Genomic DNA, 17,031 nt, shown 5'->3' with positions numbered 1-17,031 from the left:
ATCATTTGAGGTTTTGGCAATTCTGAATTTCTTTGAAATGAAATCTGCTTGAATATCTGCGGAATGTGGGTTAAATGAATCGAACTTGATTCAAACTGTGAAAAACAAGTCTCAAAACCCGGGACTTGACGAGCAAGAAATTAGAGCAAATATGGAGAACTTAAAAACAGATACTCAAGATATGTGGCACGTTTGTTGCGGTCACGATATAATTTCTATTTTGTCGATCGCACTTTGCAAAGCATTAGGTTCGTGCAACTCCAAAACAGTTGAGCCAAATGTACTCGAACAAAACTTAAGACTTGCCTACGAATCTTCTTATTTCTGCAAAACACAACTTTATGAAGCTATTCAACAGTGGGAAAAAAACAATCAACCGTTTCAGGTGCTACCTAACCCGTAACTCCCGCCTTCCCAAAAAATTCCCCTACAGCCAACCGAGTTCCATTCGCAAAATCCACCCCAGACTGCACCTTTTTCCCCGCCAACTGCACCTCCCGCAACAATAATAAACCATCACCAGTTTGGACGATCGCCCCCAAGCCCTTCACAACCTTGACAACAGCCCCATTTTCCCCAGACAACTCCGACAAAACAGGCCATTCGCGTTCCAAAACTCTCAAATCGGGTGGCATTTGCAGCCAATATTCCGGCCCCACGGGCACAGTAGCCATCACCTTCAGAGAATTGCCGCGAAAACTGGTCGTGCAATCCGGGAAAAAGCCCCTAACTTGATTGTGAAGCGCGATCGCACTTTTCGACCAATCCAACACGCAATCGGCACTCTTAATCATCGGCGCGTAAGTCGCCTCAGCCTCATTTTGAACAACAGCTTTAACTTCCCCATCCCTCAATTTAATCAAAGTTTCTATCAACAAATCCGCCCCAAGTTCCGCCAACCTGTCACCCAAAGAATCAGCATTATCTAACAGCGTAATCCCCGCAAAAGCCTTCAACAGCATCGCCCCAGTATCCATGCCAGCATCCATCAGCATAGTGGTAATTCCCGTCGCCTTTTCCCCGTCAAAAAGACACCGCTGAATCGGCGCGGCACCGCGATACTTCGGCAAAATTGAACCGTGAACGTTAACGCAAGCCAAATTAGGGATATCCAGTATTTCTTGAGAAAGAATCTGGCCGTAAGCTACCACCACAAAAACATCAGCTTCCGCTTCCCGCAATTTGGCAATTGTTTCAGCATCTTTCTTGATTCGCTGCGGCTGCCAAACCGGGAGGTGGTGATTTAAACCCGCCATTTTTACAGGTGAAGGCATCAATTGATTCCCTCTTCCCCGGCGTTTGTCCGGCTGAGTCACCACAGCCACAACCTCGAATTCGGGATGACTTAGCAAACTGGATAAAGTAGGAACAGCAAAGTCGGGAGTGCCAAAAAAGACAATTTTCATAGATTTTTACTTATTTCGTACAATAATAACAACAAAACTACGCCATTAATTCATCCACCGCCACCCTAAATCCTGCCAAAACAACCTGAGTTGTCGCCACCTCACCAGGCTTGAACAAAACCACCTGACTTTGAGTAATTACTAACACCCAACTACTCTTAGGAAACAGCAGCCAAACCTCCAAACATCCCGATTCTAAATACTCCTGTGCCTTAGCAAAAACATCATCTGCAAAATCGCTAGGCGAAACAATCTCAGCTAGCAGCGGAAAACTCTGGGGCAAAACTGAAAACTCCCCAACTTGCGCCAACAGTTCAGGAGTAATATAAGATACGTCGGGTATTCGCCCTTTTTTCATCGTTTGACAAGTGACTTCCACATAAACCTCGCCCCCTTGGCCGCTTGAATCCATGTAAATGCCCCAATATCGTACTAATCTAGCTTGAATCCGGCGAGTCTTTGCAGTCATTCCCGGTTTCCCAACTACTTCTCCATTGACAAATTCTACAGGATGTTTGACTATAACTTTACCGTCCGCCCACTCCGTCCCGTCAGGAGGATTTTGCATCCATTCTTCCCAAGTTAAATCTAACTGTTCTACACTAGGAATTATCATCTGATTTACAGTTTTTAGTGTTCATCTCAATCTTATCATATCTGTCAGAACATGGAAAGCCCGTCGAATCTCCTGCTGAAACTCAGCCGCAGCTTATTTGCCGACACCGCCGAACAAGAAAAGTTTATTCACGCCGTCACAAATCCCCAACCTTTTAATCCTGCCATCTTGTGGCTGCAACCAAAACCTACAGAAAACCCATTTATTCTCGAAGATCCAGTTAGTTGGCAACCAGAATTTGTAGATAGACTGGCCTTAGAATCGAAGCCCGGAAAACATTCCTTACATCAAGCCGGAAATTACTACTGTCTCGACTTTTCCTCAATCTTCGCCGCCTCCTCCTTATTAACAATACCGCAACCAATCAAACTAATCTTAGATATGTGCGCCGCCCCCGGAGGTAAAAGTGTATTTGCCTGGAAAACATTAAACCCAGAATTCCTGTTGTGCAACGAAGTCATAGGCAAACGCATGGGAATGCTGATCTCTAATTTAAGACGCTGCCAAATTCTACCATCCGCCGCCGCTAACGTCGATTCAAAAATACTTGCCGAAAAAATACCACAAACTGCTAATTTAGTAATAGTAGATGCTCCTTGTACTGGTCAATCACTCTTAGCAAAAGGAGACAAAGCACCCGGCTGCTTTCATCATGTCACCATCAACAGCAATGCCAACCGCCAAAAAAGAATCTTAGCCAATTCTGCTAAAATTGTAGCGCCCCAAGGTTATCTTGCATACATGACCTGCACTTATTCAACCGCAGAAAACGAACGAGTCAGCGAATGGCTGTTAAGCAAATTTCCCGAATTTGGGCCAGTCACTGTTCCGCATTTAGAAAAATATCGATCGCACCTGACAGAAATTCCTTGCTATCGGATGTGGCCGCAAGATAAACTAGGAGCCGGAGCTTTCACAGTTTTGTTTCAAAAGACCTCAGCAGGACAGACAAATCAGTTACCCGCAGATTTTCTAGAATTAACCCGTTTTACCAACCTCTAACTATCCGCGTCCATCCGCGTTCATCTGCGGTAAAAAAACTTACCTTAATACAACTAAAAAATGATTTTATCCAAATTATCCAAAGCCATCAAAATGCAACTAAAACTAGCTGTTTGCATTTTAGTTATTTTAAATTTGCTAATATTAAGCGGCTGTGAAAGCCCAGAAAAAAACAGCGAAAAAATTAAGATTACACTGTGGCACGGCATCAACCCCCCGCCCAATCGCGACGTATTTAAAACCCTCACAGACAAATTCAATAAAACACATCCCAAGATCCAAGTAGAACCAATTTACATCGGTCAGCCAGACCAACAACTGCCAAAGATTCTCACATCAATAGTAGGAAATGCGCCGCCAGATTTGCTGTTTAACGTTCCCACAATTGCCGGAAAACTAGCAGAACTCAACGCAATTCAACCCTTAGAAAAGTGGCTAGACAAATCGCCCCGCAAAGCCGAAATCTACCCGGCACTATTCGAGTCAATGGAACTGGGCGGACATACTTGGTCAGTTCCCCTAGCCACAAACAACGCCGCCATATTTTACCGTCCCAGCTTATTTAAAGCAGCAGGAATCAAAGAAGTTCCGCAGAATTGGGCGCAATTCAAGCAAGCAGCCCGATCGCTCACCCGAGACACCAACGGAGACGGCCGCACAGACCAACACGGCATAGTGCTCTCCCTAGGCAAAGGAGAATGGACAGTATTTACCTGGCTGCCATTCATGTTCAGCGCCGGCGGCGAACTCAAAGCCGCAACACCTCAAACTCCCGTACCCCAAATAGACAATCCCGGTTCTCGCGCCGCCTTAGAATTGTGGAGCGACTTGTTAAAAGAAGGTTCAGCAATACTGTCAGCACCAGAACGCGGTTACGAACTCGACAACTTCATCGCCGGCAAAGTCGCCATGCAAATCACCGGGCCGTGGACGCTAGCACAATTGCAGCAAAGCGCGATCGACTACGCAGTGATGCCGATACCCGCCCTCAAACGCCCCGCAGCCGTTGTTGGGGGTGAAAACCTATTTTTAATGAAAACCTCCCCAGAACGAGAGCGAGCAGCCCTAGAATTCTTAGAATACGTTCTAGGTGAAGAATTCCAAACAGCATGGGCATTGGGAACAGGTTACTTGCCAATTAACTTAAAATCGAGACAGAGCAAAGCTTATCAAAGCTTTGTGGAAAAAAACCCTGTTTTGCGAGTATTTTTAGAGCAAATGAACTCAGCCAGAGCGCGACCCATTATCTCAGGTTACTCCCGCCTGTCAGAAAACCTCGGCCGCGCCATAGAAGCAACCCTTCTCGGCCGCAACCCCCAAGACGCCCTTAAAGAAGCTCAAGAGCGTTTGACACTAACCTTAGATACTGCAACAGCAAAAGGGAAATAGAGAAGGGAAAATATTTTTTTTTGCTGTAACTTCTCCGCTTTCACTGTATTCGATCGCAATACTTGAAGCCTCAATTAATGGGAGCATCTCATATTTGTAAAAACACTTCTTCTGGCTCCTTCCTTCTTCCTCTTTCCTTCTTCCTCTTTCCTTCTTCCTCTTTCCTCCTGCCTCGCAGCCTCGGGCCCCGCAGCCTCGGGCCTTAAAACTCCAATTTCTAGCTTAACTGCTTTCATTGAGATGCTCCCCGATTAATTGGTCGAAAATCTAGTGAAAATAACTCCCGCCTGCACTTCTAATCAGAAACCCGGTTGCTTGCCCCGGAGTTAGCTGAACGCAGAGATTTTACCTCGTTGTTATCGGTTTCTTAGGTATCATTGAGCATGGTGAAAAATGTTAGGGTGAATTGAGTTGCGATCGCCCAACATGAAAAAACACCGGCAGTCGCTCGGTAATAAATCTTTAACAAAAACCAAAAATCTACAGACCGAATCTTCAGCCATCACAGATATATTGGCAAAAAAGGGATGCTCCCGAAATTCACGCACAGATGCGATCGCACAGCAAAAAAAAACCGAACCCTCAACAGCGCCACAAAAAGTTAGCTCAAAAGGTTCTCCCCCTACCTACCACCCATGACCTACCATCACCTAATAGAAACATTTTACCTACCCTGTGCCTGTCCCGTGCCACCTACTGAGACCCCAACCACCGTCCACCTTTTCCCGAAACGACAATGCAGACAAAGTTCCTTAACGCCATCAAAGGACATTCCTGGCGGTACTTCCTCGCAGTAGGCGCGATCGCCCTAGTCTACTATTTGGCGTCGCAATTCGCAATTTCCACCCTCACCCTCAGTTCAGAAATTTACCCGATGTGGCCAGCAGCAGGAATTGCCCAAGTCGCCCTGCTGCTGTTTGGGCGGCAACTGTGGCCGGGAATCGCGATCGGAGGCTTCCTGTTCAGCATGAGCGTACCGTCGGCCAACATCGGCACGGCATTGATCTCGGCAAGCGCCAGAAGCCTGCAAGCGTGGACGGGAACTTATCTGCTACAGAGCATTAATTTTAGCGCCGGGCTCGATCGGCTCAAAGACGTTTTAGGAATAGTCGGACTAGCAGCCTTGGGATCTACCTCGATCAACTCCAGCATCGGCAGTATCGTCGTGTGCCTGACCGGTTTATCTAGCTGGAGCAATTTGGGCACGATTTGGGGGACTTGGTGGGTGGGAGACGCTATGGGAATTTTGCTCGTCGCCCCGCTGCTGCTGACGTGGCAACAATTGCCCAAAGCCCCCACACGTCCCAAACAGATTGCCGAACGAGCGATTTGGCTGCTGCTGCTGCTAGCAGTCGGCTGGCTAGTCTTCTGCTCCCGCACCCGCGCCGCCTACGCCCGCTATCCCCTCGAATACTTACCATTTCCCCTAGTAGTTTGGGCTGCCTTTCGATTCGGCCAGCGCTACACGGCCCTCTCCAACTTCATCCTCTGCGGCTTCGCCATTTGGGGCATCGCCCGAGGCAGCGGCCCCTTTCTCAAACACGCCAGCAGCATCCCCCAGGCACTGTTATCCCTCCAAGCCTTCATCGCCGTCATCGCCGTCACCGGCTTAGTCTTAGCCGCCACCGTCGCCGAACGCCACCAAGCAGAAGCCTCCCTGCGCGCCAGCGAAGCCAGCCTCGCCAACGCCCAGCGCATCGCCCAACTAGGCAACTGGGACTTAGACCGCAACACCCAGCAATTGCGGTGGTCAGAGGAAATTTATCGCATCCTGGGAGAGCGGCCCGGCACTTTTGAACCCACCCTCGAAGCCTTCTTGGAATACGTACACCCCGAAGACCGAGAATTAGTCAAAACCTCGATCGAAGCCGCTTTATTTGAGCAACAGCCTTACAGCATCGACTACAGGCTCGTACTCCCCGACGGCAGCCACCGCACAGTCTACGAACAAGCCGCCGTCAACTCCATGTACATCACCAGCACCGTCCAAGACATCACAGACAGAAAGCGGGCCGAAGCCGCCCTGCGTTCTTCAGAAGAAAGATTTTCCAAGGCCTTTCACGCCTCCCCAGTCGGCATCAGCATCTGCACCCTCACAGACGGATGCTTCCTCGATGCCAACGAAAGCTTTTTGCGCTCATTAGGCTGGCTGCGGCACGAATTTATCGGCCGCACCGCCAACGACTTAGGGATATTTGTCAATTCAGAAGAGGGGCGGCGGCTAGCCCAGATTTTGCAAGCACAAAATTCGATCGGCAACCAAGAAATCAAAATTCGCACTAAAACCGGCGAAGTGCGCGACTGGCTGCTGTCAGTCGAACTCATCGACCTCGGCAGCACTCAGTGCGTTTTAATCATGACCAGCGACATCACCGAACGCTTGCGTTCCGAAGAATTCCGCCGGGCCGCATTAGCCGCCGAAGCTGCAAATAGATCCAAAAGCATTTTTCTCGCCAACATGAGTCACGAACTCAGAACTCCCCTCAACGCCATCATCGGCTACAGCGAGATCCTGCAAGAAGACGCCCGAGACCTCGGTGCCGAAGAGTTCATCGATGACCTCCAGAGAATTAACACGGCCGGCCAGCACTTGCTAGCGCTGATTAAAGATATTCTCGATTTCTCTAAAATTGAAGCAGGCCGCACCGACTTGCACGTCGAAACCTTCACCATTTCAACTCTGGTTGAGGAAGTAGTTGCCACGATCGCGCCGATGGCAGACAAAAATAGCAATATCCTAGAAATACAATGCCCCGAGGATATTGGCTCAATGCAGACCGACTTAACTAAACTCCGCCAGTCCCTGCTCAACCTCCTCAGCAATGCCTCGAAGTTTACTTGCTCGGGCACGATTACCTTCGCCGTTACCCGATCCCTCGAAACCCCCGCCGAGGCTGCCAAGAGACGCAAAAAACTTGGAGCGTATAGAGGAGGTGGCAAAGCAGAAAATAGCTCGTCTCCCTTGTCTTCCCCTCAAGATTGGATCGTGTTTGCGGTCAAAGATACCGGCATTGGCATGAGTCCGGAACAGTTAGCCAAAATATTCGATCCTTTCACGCAAGCCGATTCCTCAACTACTAAAAAGTACGGCGGCACTGGCTTGGGGCTGACGATTACTAAGAAATTCTGCGAAATGATGGGCGGAGACATTACCGCATTCAGCGAGTTGGATAAAGGTTCTACTTTTACAATTAGGCTGCCAGCTATTTTCACCGACATTCCGCTCTCAACCGAAAAGTCTGATAAATAATAATTTATTGACATTTCTTTGCGAGCGTTGCCAATTTTATTAGCCTCCGCAATTTGCTGATTCTTTCGCTATCAGGTATCGAGATTTTCAACATATAGCCAAATCAATAAAGCTGTTAGGATCTAAATAGAATTAGCACAATTTTAAATATTTTGGATAGCAGAAATGCTCGATAAGCTTTTCGATAAAACCTAGGATTTGCTCGCTCCCGTACCTTTCGACTAACTGTATACCTGCGTATATATAATACTATTAATTAAAAAGATATACTGTAGAAAGTTGCCTACAAAGCGCCAGAAATTATGCATCCCCAACTCCAGCGCCAACTCGAACAGCTAGGTTTAGCCAGCGAGTCTCCCCCTCCCACTGCCGAGCAGTGGCAGCTATTCTTAGAGCAGGTAAGTTGTAGCTACGACGGAACTCGGAGCCAGCAGGAACCGCTGCTGCAAGCTTGTTTGAGCTCCCAGTCGGTGGCGCAGCAGGATTTTGCCTCCTCCCCCGAGTCCCCTCAAGACTCTCCAACAGCTTCAGAATTCGATCGACTGCGGGCAAGTGTCAACAGTTTGGGGGCGGGATTGTGTATCCTTGACGCGAAAGGGTTTGTAATTTCGGTGAATCCAGAGGCCGAACGCTTGCTGGGGTGGCGAGAGTCGGAACTTGCAGGTGTTTCCCTGCTAGAACGCATCAGGAAGCAAAAGAAAGACAAGAAATTCGCACTTTTGACAGACGATCCCAAACAGTCGCCCAGCAACAATGAAGATGCGGCGATCGCACCTACACTAGGTTTACAAGAGGCGATCGCCTCCGGTCAACCTTGCAGCAATTGGGACGACGAGTTTCTGTGCCGCGACGGCCAGATTTTACCAGTTTCCTATTTTTTCCATCCCGCAGTTGAGGGCGGCGAAATCTCAGTCTTGGTGTTTTTTGACATTAGAAAACACCAAGAACCGCTTGCGATGCTGCAAGCAGTTCTAGAATCTACAGATGCTGGAATTCTCGCGGTTGACAGAAACGGCAATGTATGCAATTACAATCATAAATTTGTCGAGATGTGGGGTTTGTCCGCCAGCCCGGGAAAGTTGAGCCGATCGACCTTCGGCACAGTCAAAAACACGATCGACACAGGATTCCCCTTCGCCAGGGAACAATTAAAAGACCCCCAAAGATTTCTCCAAAACGCGATCGAAGTGTCGGCAGATCCAGATACTCAAATCCGCGAATTATTAGAATTTAAAGACGGAAAAATTATCGAATTAAATTCGTTGCCATCAAAAGTCGGAGCGCAGACAGTCGGCAGAGTCTGGAGCTTTCGAGACGTTACCGATGGCAAAAAAGTAGCACAATATTTGGAATGTAGAGTAAAATTCGCTCAGTTGATTGCCAGTTTGTCAACCAATTTTATCGGCCAGCCCTTATCAGAAATAGACAAAAGCATCGATCGAACTCTGGAAGCGATCGCCACCTTCACCGGCTTTAACCGCAGTTACATCTACCTGTTATCAGAAGACAAAACCCGCGCCGACAAAACCTACGAGTGGTGCGCTGACGGCATTCCGGAAATCAAAGACAGCACCGACCAAAAAATAGACATCGCACAAATCCCTTGGATCGCAGAAAAACTCGATCGCGCCGAATGCCTCTACATTCCAGAAATCGGCGAACTCGCACCCCCAGCGATCGCCGAAATAGCCTATTTTATCCGTCAAAATCCCGCCCAATTCCCGACAGAATCCCCATCCCAAACAGCCAATCAAACAGCAATCGCCTCAATACCTTCGATGGGCGCTTCCCTAAATAATTTAGAATTTAAAAGACAGCTAAAAAATATTCAATCGCTGATAATTATTCCCCTAATTTATAGTAAAAACCTAGTAGGATTTCTCGGATTCGATGGCTTAAAGCAAACAGCAGGTCGAGCAACCGAAATATCGACACAGCTAAAAATGGTAGGAGAAATGCTCGCCAATGCCCTAGAGCGCAAGCGAGCAGAAGCAGCCTTGAGACAAGCCGAAACAAAATACCGCAGCATCTTTGAAAACGCAGTCGAAGGCATATTCCAGACCACCCCAGACGGGCGCTACCTCAGTGCCAATCCCGCACTAGCCCGCATTTACGGCTACGAATCCTCTACCCAAATGCTCGCCGAACTGGCAAACCTCAACCGCCAACTTTACGTAGACCCCAAGCGACGCACCGAGTTTATAGCCCAATTGGCCGCGCGCCGCCAAGTGTCAAAATTTGAGTCCCAAATATACCGCCGAGACGGCAGCACAATCTGGATTTCCGAAAACGCCCGCAGCGTCTGCGACGAAACCGGCAGCGTTTTGTACTGCGAAGGCACAGTCCAAGACATCACCGATCGCAAACAAGCAGAATCCGCCATGCAGTCGGCCCTAGAAGCAGCAGAATCCGCCAATCGGGCAAAAAGCACATTTCTCGCCAACATGAGCCACGAACTGCGAACACCTCTGAATGCCATCATCGGCTACAGCGAAATGCTCAAAGAAGAAGCCGAAGAATTGGGCAGTTGCGAATCCGTCCCCGACCTCGAAAAAATCTGCAGCGCGGGCAAACACCTGCTGTACCTGATCGACGACATCCTAGATATCTCTAAAATTGAAGCAGGCCGAATGGATCTCTACTTAGAAACCTTCGACATCCATGCCTTAATTGAAAGTGCTGTCGCCACGGCCAGGCCGCTGGTCGAGAAAAACGGTAATACCCTAGAAGTGTACTGTCCAGACAACCTCGACACCATGCACGCGGACATGACCAAAGTTCGGCAAGTGCTGCTGAACTTGCTCAGCAACGCTGCGAAGTTCACCCAAAACGGGAGAATTGCGATCGGAGTGGAAAGAATTAAAAATGAACCCTTAAGAATGAAAAATCAAGAAGAATCTTCCCAAATTTTAATTTCCAACTCCGAATTTTTAAGTTTCCGCGTCGCCGACACCGGTATCGGCATGACAAAAGAGCAATTGCAGCGAGTTTTCCAACCTTTCACCCAAGCTGACGCCTCGACTACCCGCAAGTACGGTGGCACTGGTTTGGGACTGGCTATCAGCCAGCGCTTCTGTCAGATGATGGGTGGCAGCATTGAGGCCAGCAGCACCTTGGGCGAGGGCAGCACTTTCACCGTACTCTTGCCCAGTGCCATCAAACACCCGGAAATCCCCAACAAAGTCCGCGACAGCACTAGCCCTCCGGTCGCCCCCGCTGTCGGCACGGTGCTGGTAGTTGACGACGACCCGATCTCGCGGGATTTGATCCAGCGCGCCCTCGCTCGCCAAGGACTGCACATAGAAGTCGCCGGCGGTGGCGAGCAAGCTCTCCGGCTGGCTAAGCAACTGCGGCCAGACGCCATTACCCTCGACGTGATCATGCCCGGAATGGACGGCTGGGCGGTACTATCGGCGCTGAAGGCAGATCCCGATCTTGCCGAAATTCCCGTAATCCTGCTATCCTTTGTTGGCAACAAAAGCCTCGGCTTTGCATTGGGTGCCTCGGACTACCTCACCAAACCAGTGGACGGCAAACGGCTGGCTGCCTTGTTGAACAAGTACCGACGCGACCAAGACGGCGTTGCAATTAACAATTGGACCTGTCAGATTCTAATTGTGGAAGACGACGTTGCCACGCGGGAAATACTGCGACGCATACTAGAAAGACAAGGCTGGGCAGTAACGGAGGCTGACAGCGGGCGCGCTGCTCTCTCTCAGCTAGAAATTGCCCGACCGCATCTGATCCTGCTGGATTTGATGTTGCCAGAAATGGATGGTTTTGAGTTGATCGGCGAACTTCGCAAATCGTACTCTGGAGATCCAATACCGATTGTTGTGCTCACGGGGAAAGACCTGACACCGGCCGAAAGTCAGCAGCTAAACGGTTGTGTCGATCGGGTGTTACAAAAGGGAGTCTACAGTTGCGATACTTTGTTGCGCGATGTTCGCTCTATAGTCAATGACAGGTTCGATCGCAGGTACGACTCGAAAGGCAAGGAGAACACCAATGGCTAAAATCCTGTTGGTCGAAGATAACGAAATGAACAGGGATATGCTTTCCAGGCGTCTGGCCCGCAAGGGACACGAGGTCTTTATTGCTGTTGACGGTGCTGAGGGGGTGTCGATGGCCCTGGCGAAAGTACCGGATTTGATTCTGATGGATATGAGTCTGCCAGTCCTCGACGGGTGGCAAGCAACCCAGCAAATTAAGGCTGCTCCTGAAACTAGCATGATTCCGGTGATTGCCCTGACGGCTCACGCAATGGCTGGCGACCGTGAAAAGTGTCTGGCCGCAGGCTGCAACGACTACGACACCAAACCGGTCGAGTTTCCCCGACTTTTGAGTAAAATTGAAACGCTTCTGAAAGAGGCTATGACATGAAAGGTGACGAGGGCAGCGTGCTGGTTGTTGACGACAATGAGGTAAACCGCGATTTGCTGGCCCGCCGACTTCAGCGTCAAGGCCATGCAGTGACTGTTGCGGAAGATGGTCTCCAAGCTCTGGAACTGTTGCGAAGAGATCCTTTTGATTTGGTTCTTCTAGACATTATGATGCCGCAAATGAACGGCTATCAGGTGCTGGAAAATCTGAAGGCGGACGAGAAGTTGCGCTACATCCCGGTGATTATGATTTCGGCGGTGGACGATATCGACAGTATCGTGCGGTGTATAGAGTTGGGGGCGGAGGATTATCTTTCTAAACCGTTCAATCCGGTATTGCTCAAGGCTCGGATTAGCGCTTGTCTGGAAAAGAAGCGCCTGCGGGATAAGGAACAGGCGTATTTACGGGAGTTGGCCGAGGAAAAGGAAAAGTCGGAGCGTTTGCTGTTAAATATTTTACCGAAGGCGATCGCGCAGCGCCTCAAACACGGGGAAATTACGATCGCCGACAGTTTCGCTGAGGTAACAGTGATGTTTGCCGATTTGGTCGGTTTTACTAAGCTTTCGGCTCATTTGTCGCCGGCCCAGTTAGTGGAGTTGCTCAACGAGATTTTTTCGGCTTTTGACGAGTTGGCCGAGCGCTACGGACTTGAGAAAATTAAGACGATCGGCGATGCTTATATGGTAGTTGGCGGTTTGCCAACGCCCAGCGACGACCACGCCGAGTCGATCGCCGAAATGGCGCTGGAAATTCAAGCAGCAATGACTAAGATGCGTACCAAGGGAGGTCAGCCGCTCAGCATTCGCATCGGCATCCACACAGGCCCGGTAGAAGCTGGGGTAATCGGTACTAAAAAATTTACTTACGATTTGTGGGGAGATACGGTAAATACAGCTTCCCGGATGGAATCTCAAGGCGTCCCCGGCAGCATTCAGGTGACAGTTGCTACCTACGAACGCCTGCGCGATAAGTACGTTTTTGAGGAGCGGGGCGTGATTCCAGTGAAGGGGAAAGGCGATATGATGACTTATCTGCTTGTGGCCCGAAACGCCTCATGACAAATGACAAAATGACCAATTACCAAATTGACAAATGAGCGTAAATTCTAACCTTTTAATGTACGCCCAATGGGCGGCAATTCTGACAGGAGCTTTAGCTATTCTAACAGTTATAGCATTTATCTTCAAATGGGGTTTTCGCTTCCGATTGGTAGGAGTGACAAGCTTTATGGGCGTGATTGCTGCGAGTATATTCGGTCTCGGTTTGGGACTGTTTTCCCGCACAGAAATTCCTGGTGCAGTTCGCTATTCTTTAGTTTACGATACAGGCGGCGCTCAAACAGTAGTTACTGTGCCACCTACGATCACCGAATCAGAATTAGAAGCAACGATGCGGCAAGCTGCTGCGGATTTGTACTCTCCAGGGCGCTCCGGGCGGGGCAGAGACTACATGACAATCCGGGTTCGTACAGTTGTACATCCTGAACCTGGGCTGTCGCAGCCGCTGTTTTTGGGCGAGGTGAGGCGATCGCTCGCGACTCGTTATGATGACAAAATGGCGATCGAAATCTTCCCCGAAAAAGTCGCTATTCTGAAAAAATATCAAGCTTAAAAGTAGGGTGCAGCAGCATTCTTAGGACTTACGCATAGGAGTTCAGAAACCGGGTTTTTTACCAAAATTATTCGTTGTAACGCGCAGATTCGGTAAAAAACCCGGTTTCTTTGGTCGTAGTGCGTAAGTGCTGAAAAAATAATTGGGAATCGCTACTACACAAACAAATTCCGCGCAACGCGAGAATAAGAAACTAATCGTTTCCAAGCAAAGCCTGGTAACGCAGAACCGAGGATATGGCTGCAACTTTAGGGATTATTTAAAAAATGATTGCAACCACCAAACAAAAATTAAAATTTAACGAATTTATTGCAATTTTCCCGGAAGATAGTCTTTAAAAATTGGTGAACGGAGAGATTGTCAAAATAGCAATTACCAGAAATCATGATATTGGTGAATTTACAGACAGACACTTTTATCAAGAGAGCGATCGCCTGAAACTCAACTATGTAGTAAAACGAGGCATCACCATCAAAACTAGCACAAAAGAAGGTACGGAACAAGGACGAGTTCCTGATGTCAGTGTTCTCGATCGCACTTTGTGGCGTGGTGAACGCAAAGCTTATGCCGCACTGGAATCGCCGAATTCAGTTAGCTGTCGAGGTAGTATCAACTAATTGGGAAGATGATTATGTTGACAAGCTAGAGGAATATGAAGGCTTGGCAATTGCTGAATACTGGATTATTGATTATTTAGCAATTGGCAAAAGAGAGTATTTGGGAAACCTGAAAATTCCGACGTTATTTGTGTTTTCTCTAAATGCTGAAGGCAAATATCAGCGCACTCAGTTTAGAGATAACGAACCTATTGTTTCGCCCACTTTTGCAGAATCAGTGCTGACGGAGGCTCAGGTATTGTCAGCTTAGTTCGGTTGTGTTAGTCTGGAGCAACATTGAAGTTGCAAAAAATACTTTAAAATTATTAAGATTTTCCTCGGCTGATTAAAGGAATTAAGCAATTTCACGTTGTCTTAAACAACTTGATCCAGGAGGTTAGAAATGATTGATTGGAAGGAACTGTACAATTTAGGCTTAGGCTGGTTTGAAAAAGCAACCGCCTTTTTCGACAAAGCTTTAGAAATGAAACCCGATCCAGAAGCCTGCAACGATCGGGGAAATGCACTGGATAGTTCAGGAAGATTTGATGAATCGCTCGCCTCCTACGACAAAGCCTTAGAATTAAAACCACATGATGACAACCCCTGGTACAATCGGGGCGTTACACTGGGTTCTTTAGGCTTGTTTGAAGAAGTGATAGCCTCCTACAACAAAGCCTTAGAATTCCCACCAGATAAAGACGAAGCCTGGGTCGAACCTGGCTATGCACTGGCTAAGTTAGCAAGATTTGAAGCAGCGCTCGCCTCTTATGACAAAGCCTCAGAATTCAAACCATCTTTACACGCAGCTTGGTACGATCGTGGCAATACACTGGGTAATTTAGGCTTGTTTGAAGATATGATCGTATCCTACGACAACGCCTGTGACTTAAAACGATATTTATTATACGCAGCCTGGTATAATCGCGGCAATGCACTGGGTAATTTAGGAAGATGGAAAGAAGCGCTCGCCTCCTACGACAAACCCTTAGAATTAAAACCATATTTACACGCAGCCTGGTACAATCTGGGCTATGCACTGCTTTCTTTAGGAAGCTGGGAAGAAGCGCTCGCCTGCTACGACAAAGCCTTAGAATTAAAACCAGATGATGACGAATCGTGGAATAATCGGGGCATTGCACTGAATGATTTATGGAGATGGGAAGAAGCGATTTACTCCTACAACAAAGCCTTAGAAATAAAACCAGATTTACACCAAGCCTGGTACAATAGGGGCGCTGCACTGGAGGATTTAGGAAGATTAGAAGAAGCGCTCGCCTCCTACGACAAAGCCTTAGAATTAAAACCAGATTATCACGAAGCCTGGTACAATCGGGGCATAGCACTGCTTTCTTTAGGAAGATGGAAAGAAGCGCTCGCCTCCTACGACAAAGCCTTAGAAATAAAACCAGATTATCACGAAACCAGGTTCGATAGGAACATAGGACTGCTTTCTTTAGGAAGATTTGAAGCAGCGATCACCTTCTACGACAAAGCCTTAGAATTAAAGCCAGATGATGGCGAAGCCTGGAACAATCGGGGCATTGCACTGGGTAATTTAGGAAGATTGAAAGAAAAGCTCGCCTCCTGGGGCAATGCACTGGGTAATTTAGGAAGATTGAAAAAAAAGCTCCCCTCCTTGGGCCAAACAGCCTTAGAATTAAAATCACATAATGACCAAGCCTGGTATTATCGGGGCGTTGCACTGTATAATTTAGAAATATGGGAACAAGAGATCGCCTCTTTTGACAAAGCCTTAAAATTAAAACCAGATTATTACAAAGCCTGGTACCATCGGGGCGTTGCACTGGAGGATTTAGGAAGATGGGAAGAGGCGATCGCCTCCTTCGACAAAGCCTTAGAAATCAAACCAGATTTACACGCAGCATTTTATAATAAAGCTTGCTGCTATGCGTTACAGAGTCAAATTGACCAAGCGATTCAGAATTTGCAGCAAGCAATCAATCTGAATCCTGACGAATACCGAGAAATGGCAAAAACTGACTCGGATTTTGACAGCATTCGATCGCATACTCGGTTTCAAGCCTTGATTCAAGGATAGGGATTGGTCTTTGGGCGGGGCGGGTTTAGGAGATTGTCGGTTTGAGGCGATTATTGTTGGTAAAACCCGCCCCTACAGCATCAAAAATACTTTTCAACCGAAGCTAGCGGACACGATATGATATAAGAATTAGTAGCGAGGTAAAAGATGACTCAACTAAATGTAACCGTAACCAATGACAAATTTCCCGAACTCATCGCGCGTGTCGAGGATACTGGAGAACGAATTGTCATAGAACAGGAAGGAAGAGCGATCGCTGCTATCATTACTTATGCAGACATGAAGCGACTGGAAGCCCTAGAAGCTGCCCTAATTAACAAAGCAAAACTACAAGAGTATGAATGGCTAAAAGCTGCGACCCGCAATCGGGCATTTGATTCTCTGAGAGACTCAGCAGAAGATATCTACACTTTAGCTGATGGCTTGCCATTCCACGACCCTGAATGGATTAAAACAGTAGCAATCGAGCCTCATTTTGGTTCGATCATAGACGCCGAAGAAGACATTTATACCATAGCTGACGGTAAACCATATCTACCTTAAATATCTCCCTTATTTCTTAGTCTCTTAGAGAGGGAGTTGGTTTGTATAGACGCGGTTTCAACCGCCGGGTTATCTGAATAAATAGTACAATTAAACCTGGGGGGGTGACAACCCGCGCCAAACCCAGAGAGCGTAAAGATTTAACCCACTTGTGCTAAAAAAAGATAGGCAGC

Annotated in this window: 15 protein-coding genes; 12 read left to right on the top strand and 3 right to left on the bottom strand. The window is 48.0% G+C overall.

What is annotated here, in order from left to right; translation table 11 throughout:
* Positions 1-97 precede the first annotated feature (97 nt).
* Positions 98-403: a hypothetical protein gene (locus tag QUA99_RS29430; protein WP_333244021.1), complete on the top strand. Its 306-nt coding sequence runs from the start codon at positions 98-100 to the stop codon at positions 401-403.
* Here the strand turns inward: QUA99_RS29430 and fmt are convergent.
* Both fmt and QUA99_RS29420 read right to left on the bottom strand, forming a co-directional pair.
* Positions 393-1,406 carry a methionyl-tRNA formyltransferase gene (fmt, locus tag QUA99_RS29425; protein WP_333244024.1) on the bottom strand — a complete coding sequence of 338 codons (1,014 nt, stop codon included), beginning with the start codon at positions 1,404-1,406 and terminating at the stop codon, positions 393-395. The two genes, QUA99_RS29430 and fmt, sit on opposite strands and share 11 nt — an antisense overlap.
* Positions 1,407-1,443: 37 nt before the next feature.
* On the bottom strand, positions 1,444-2,022 hold the full coding sequence (locus tag QUA99_RS29420) for a Uma2 family endonuclease (protein WP_333244027.1): 579 nt from the start codon (positions 2,020-2,022) through the stop codon (positions 1,444-1,446).
* A 51-nt stretch (positions 2,023-2,073) separates the two neighbouring features.
* Here QUA99_RS29420 and QUA99_RS29415 point away from each other — a divergent pair, with 51 nt between their 5' ends.
* Both QUA99_RS29415 and QUA99_RS29410 read left to right on the top strand, forming a co-directional pair.
* Positions 2,074-3,024: an RsmB/NOP family class I SAM-dependent RNA methyltransferase gene (locus QUA99_RS29415; RefSeq protein WP_333244030.1), complete on the top strand. Its 951-nt coding sequence runs from the start codon at positions 2,074-2,076 to the stop codon at positions 3,022-3,024.
* Between the two features lie 60 nt (positions 3,025-3,084).
* A complete protein-coding gene (locus QUA99_RS29410) occupies positions 3,085-4,413 on the top strand; it encodes an ABC transporter substrate-binding protein (RefSeq protein ID WP_333244032.1) in 1,329 nt (442 codons plus the stop codon).
* Positions 4,414-4,487: 74 nt separating this feature from the next.
* Here the strand turns inward: QUA99_RS29410 and QUA99_RS29405 are convergent, their stop codons facing one another.
* Complete coding sequence (locus QUA99_RS29405) at positions 4,488-4,649, bottom strand: hypothetical protein (protein ID WP_333244034.1); 162 nt, start codon at positions 4,647-4,649, stop codon at positions 4,488-4,490.
* 500 nt (positions 4,650-5,149) lie between these two features.
* Between QUA99_RS29405 and QUA99_RS29400 the strand changes: the two genes are divergently transcribed.
* From QUA99_RS29400 to QUA99_RS29360, 9 genes are all read left to right on the top strand, one after another.
* Positions 5,150-7,663 (top strand): MASE1 domain-containing protein, encoded by a 2,514-nt coding sequence (locus tag QUA99_RS29400; protein WP_333244036.1) that lies wholly within the window; start codon positions 5,150-5,152, stop codon positions 7,661-7,663.
* Positions 7,664-7,965: 302 nt separating this feature from the next.
* Positions 7,966-11,679 carry a response regulator gene (locus tag QUA99_RS29395; protein WP_333244039.1) on the top strand — a complete coding sequence of 1,238 codons (3,714 nt, stop codon included), beginning with the start codon at positions 7,966-7,968 and terminating at the stop codon, positions 11,677-11,679.
* On the top strand, positions 11,672-12,046 hold the full coding sequence (locus QUA99_RS29390) for a response regulator (protein WP_333244042.1): 375 nt from the start codon (positions 11,672-11,674) through the stop codon (positions 12,044-12,046). The genes QUA99_RS29395 and QUA99_RS29390 overlap by 8 nt, the downstream gene beginning before the upstream one ends.
* Positions 12,043-13,104: an adenylate/guanylate cyclase domain-containing protein gene (locus tag QUA99_RS29385; protein ID WP_333244045.1), complete on the top strand. Its 1,062-nt coding sequence runs from the start codon at positions 12,043-12,045 to the stop codon at positions 13,102-13,104. The genes QUA99_RS29390 and QUA99_RS29385 overlap by 4 nt, the downstream gene beginning before the upstream one ends.
* Before the next feature lie 34 nt (positions 13,105-13,138).
* Positions 13,139-13,657 (top strand): Ycf51 family protein, encoded by a 519-nt coding sequence (locus QUA99_RS29380; RefSeq protein ID WP_333244048.1) that lies wholly within the window; start codon positions 13,139-13,141, stop codon positions 13,655-13,657.
* Between the two features lie 344 nt (positions 13,658-14,001).
* Positions 14,002-14,274 (top strand): hypothetical protein, encoded by a 273-nt coding sequence (locus QUA99_RS29375; protein ID WP_333244051.1) that lies wholly within the window; start codon positions 14,002-14,004, stop codon positions 14,272-14,274.
* Entirely contained in the window at positions 14,222-14,524 is a 303-nt protein-coding gene (locus tag QUA99_RS29370) for a Uma2 family endonuclease (protein WP_333244054.1), read from the top strand. The genes QUA99_RS29375 and QUA99_RS29370 overlap by 53 nt, the downstream gene beginning before the upstream one ends.
* A 132-nt stretch (positions 14,525-14,656) precedes the next feature.
* The gene (locus QUA99_RS29365; RefSeq protein WP_333244057.1) at positions 14,657-16,315 is read left to right on the top strand and encodes a tetratricopeptide repeat protein; all 1,659 of its coding nucleotides are present in this window, start codon (positions 14,657-14,659) and stop codon (positions 16,313-16,315) included.
* 147 nt (positions 16,316-16,462) lie between these two features.
* Positions 16,463-16,858 carry a type II toxin-antitoxin system Phd/YefM family antitoxin gene (locus tag QUA99_RS29360; protein ID WP_333244060.1) on the top strand — a complete coding sequence of 132 codons (396 nt, stop codon included), beginning with the start codon at positions 16,463-16,465 and terminating at the stop codon, positions 16,856-16,858.
* The last annotated feature ends 173 nt before the right edge of the window (positions 16,859-17,031 follow it).

It is taken from the genome of Microcoleus sp. F10-B2, from assembly GCF_036704965.1.
Classification (GTDB): Bacteria; Cyanobacteriota; Cyanobacteriia; order Cyanobacteriales; family Microcoleaceae; genus Microcoleus.
The sequence above is the reverse complement of the archived record's forward strand: the minus strand, read 5'-3'. Positions and strand labels throughout refer to the sequence as shown.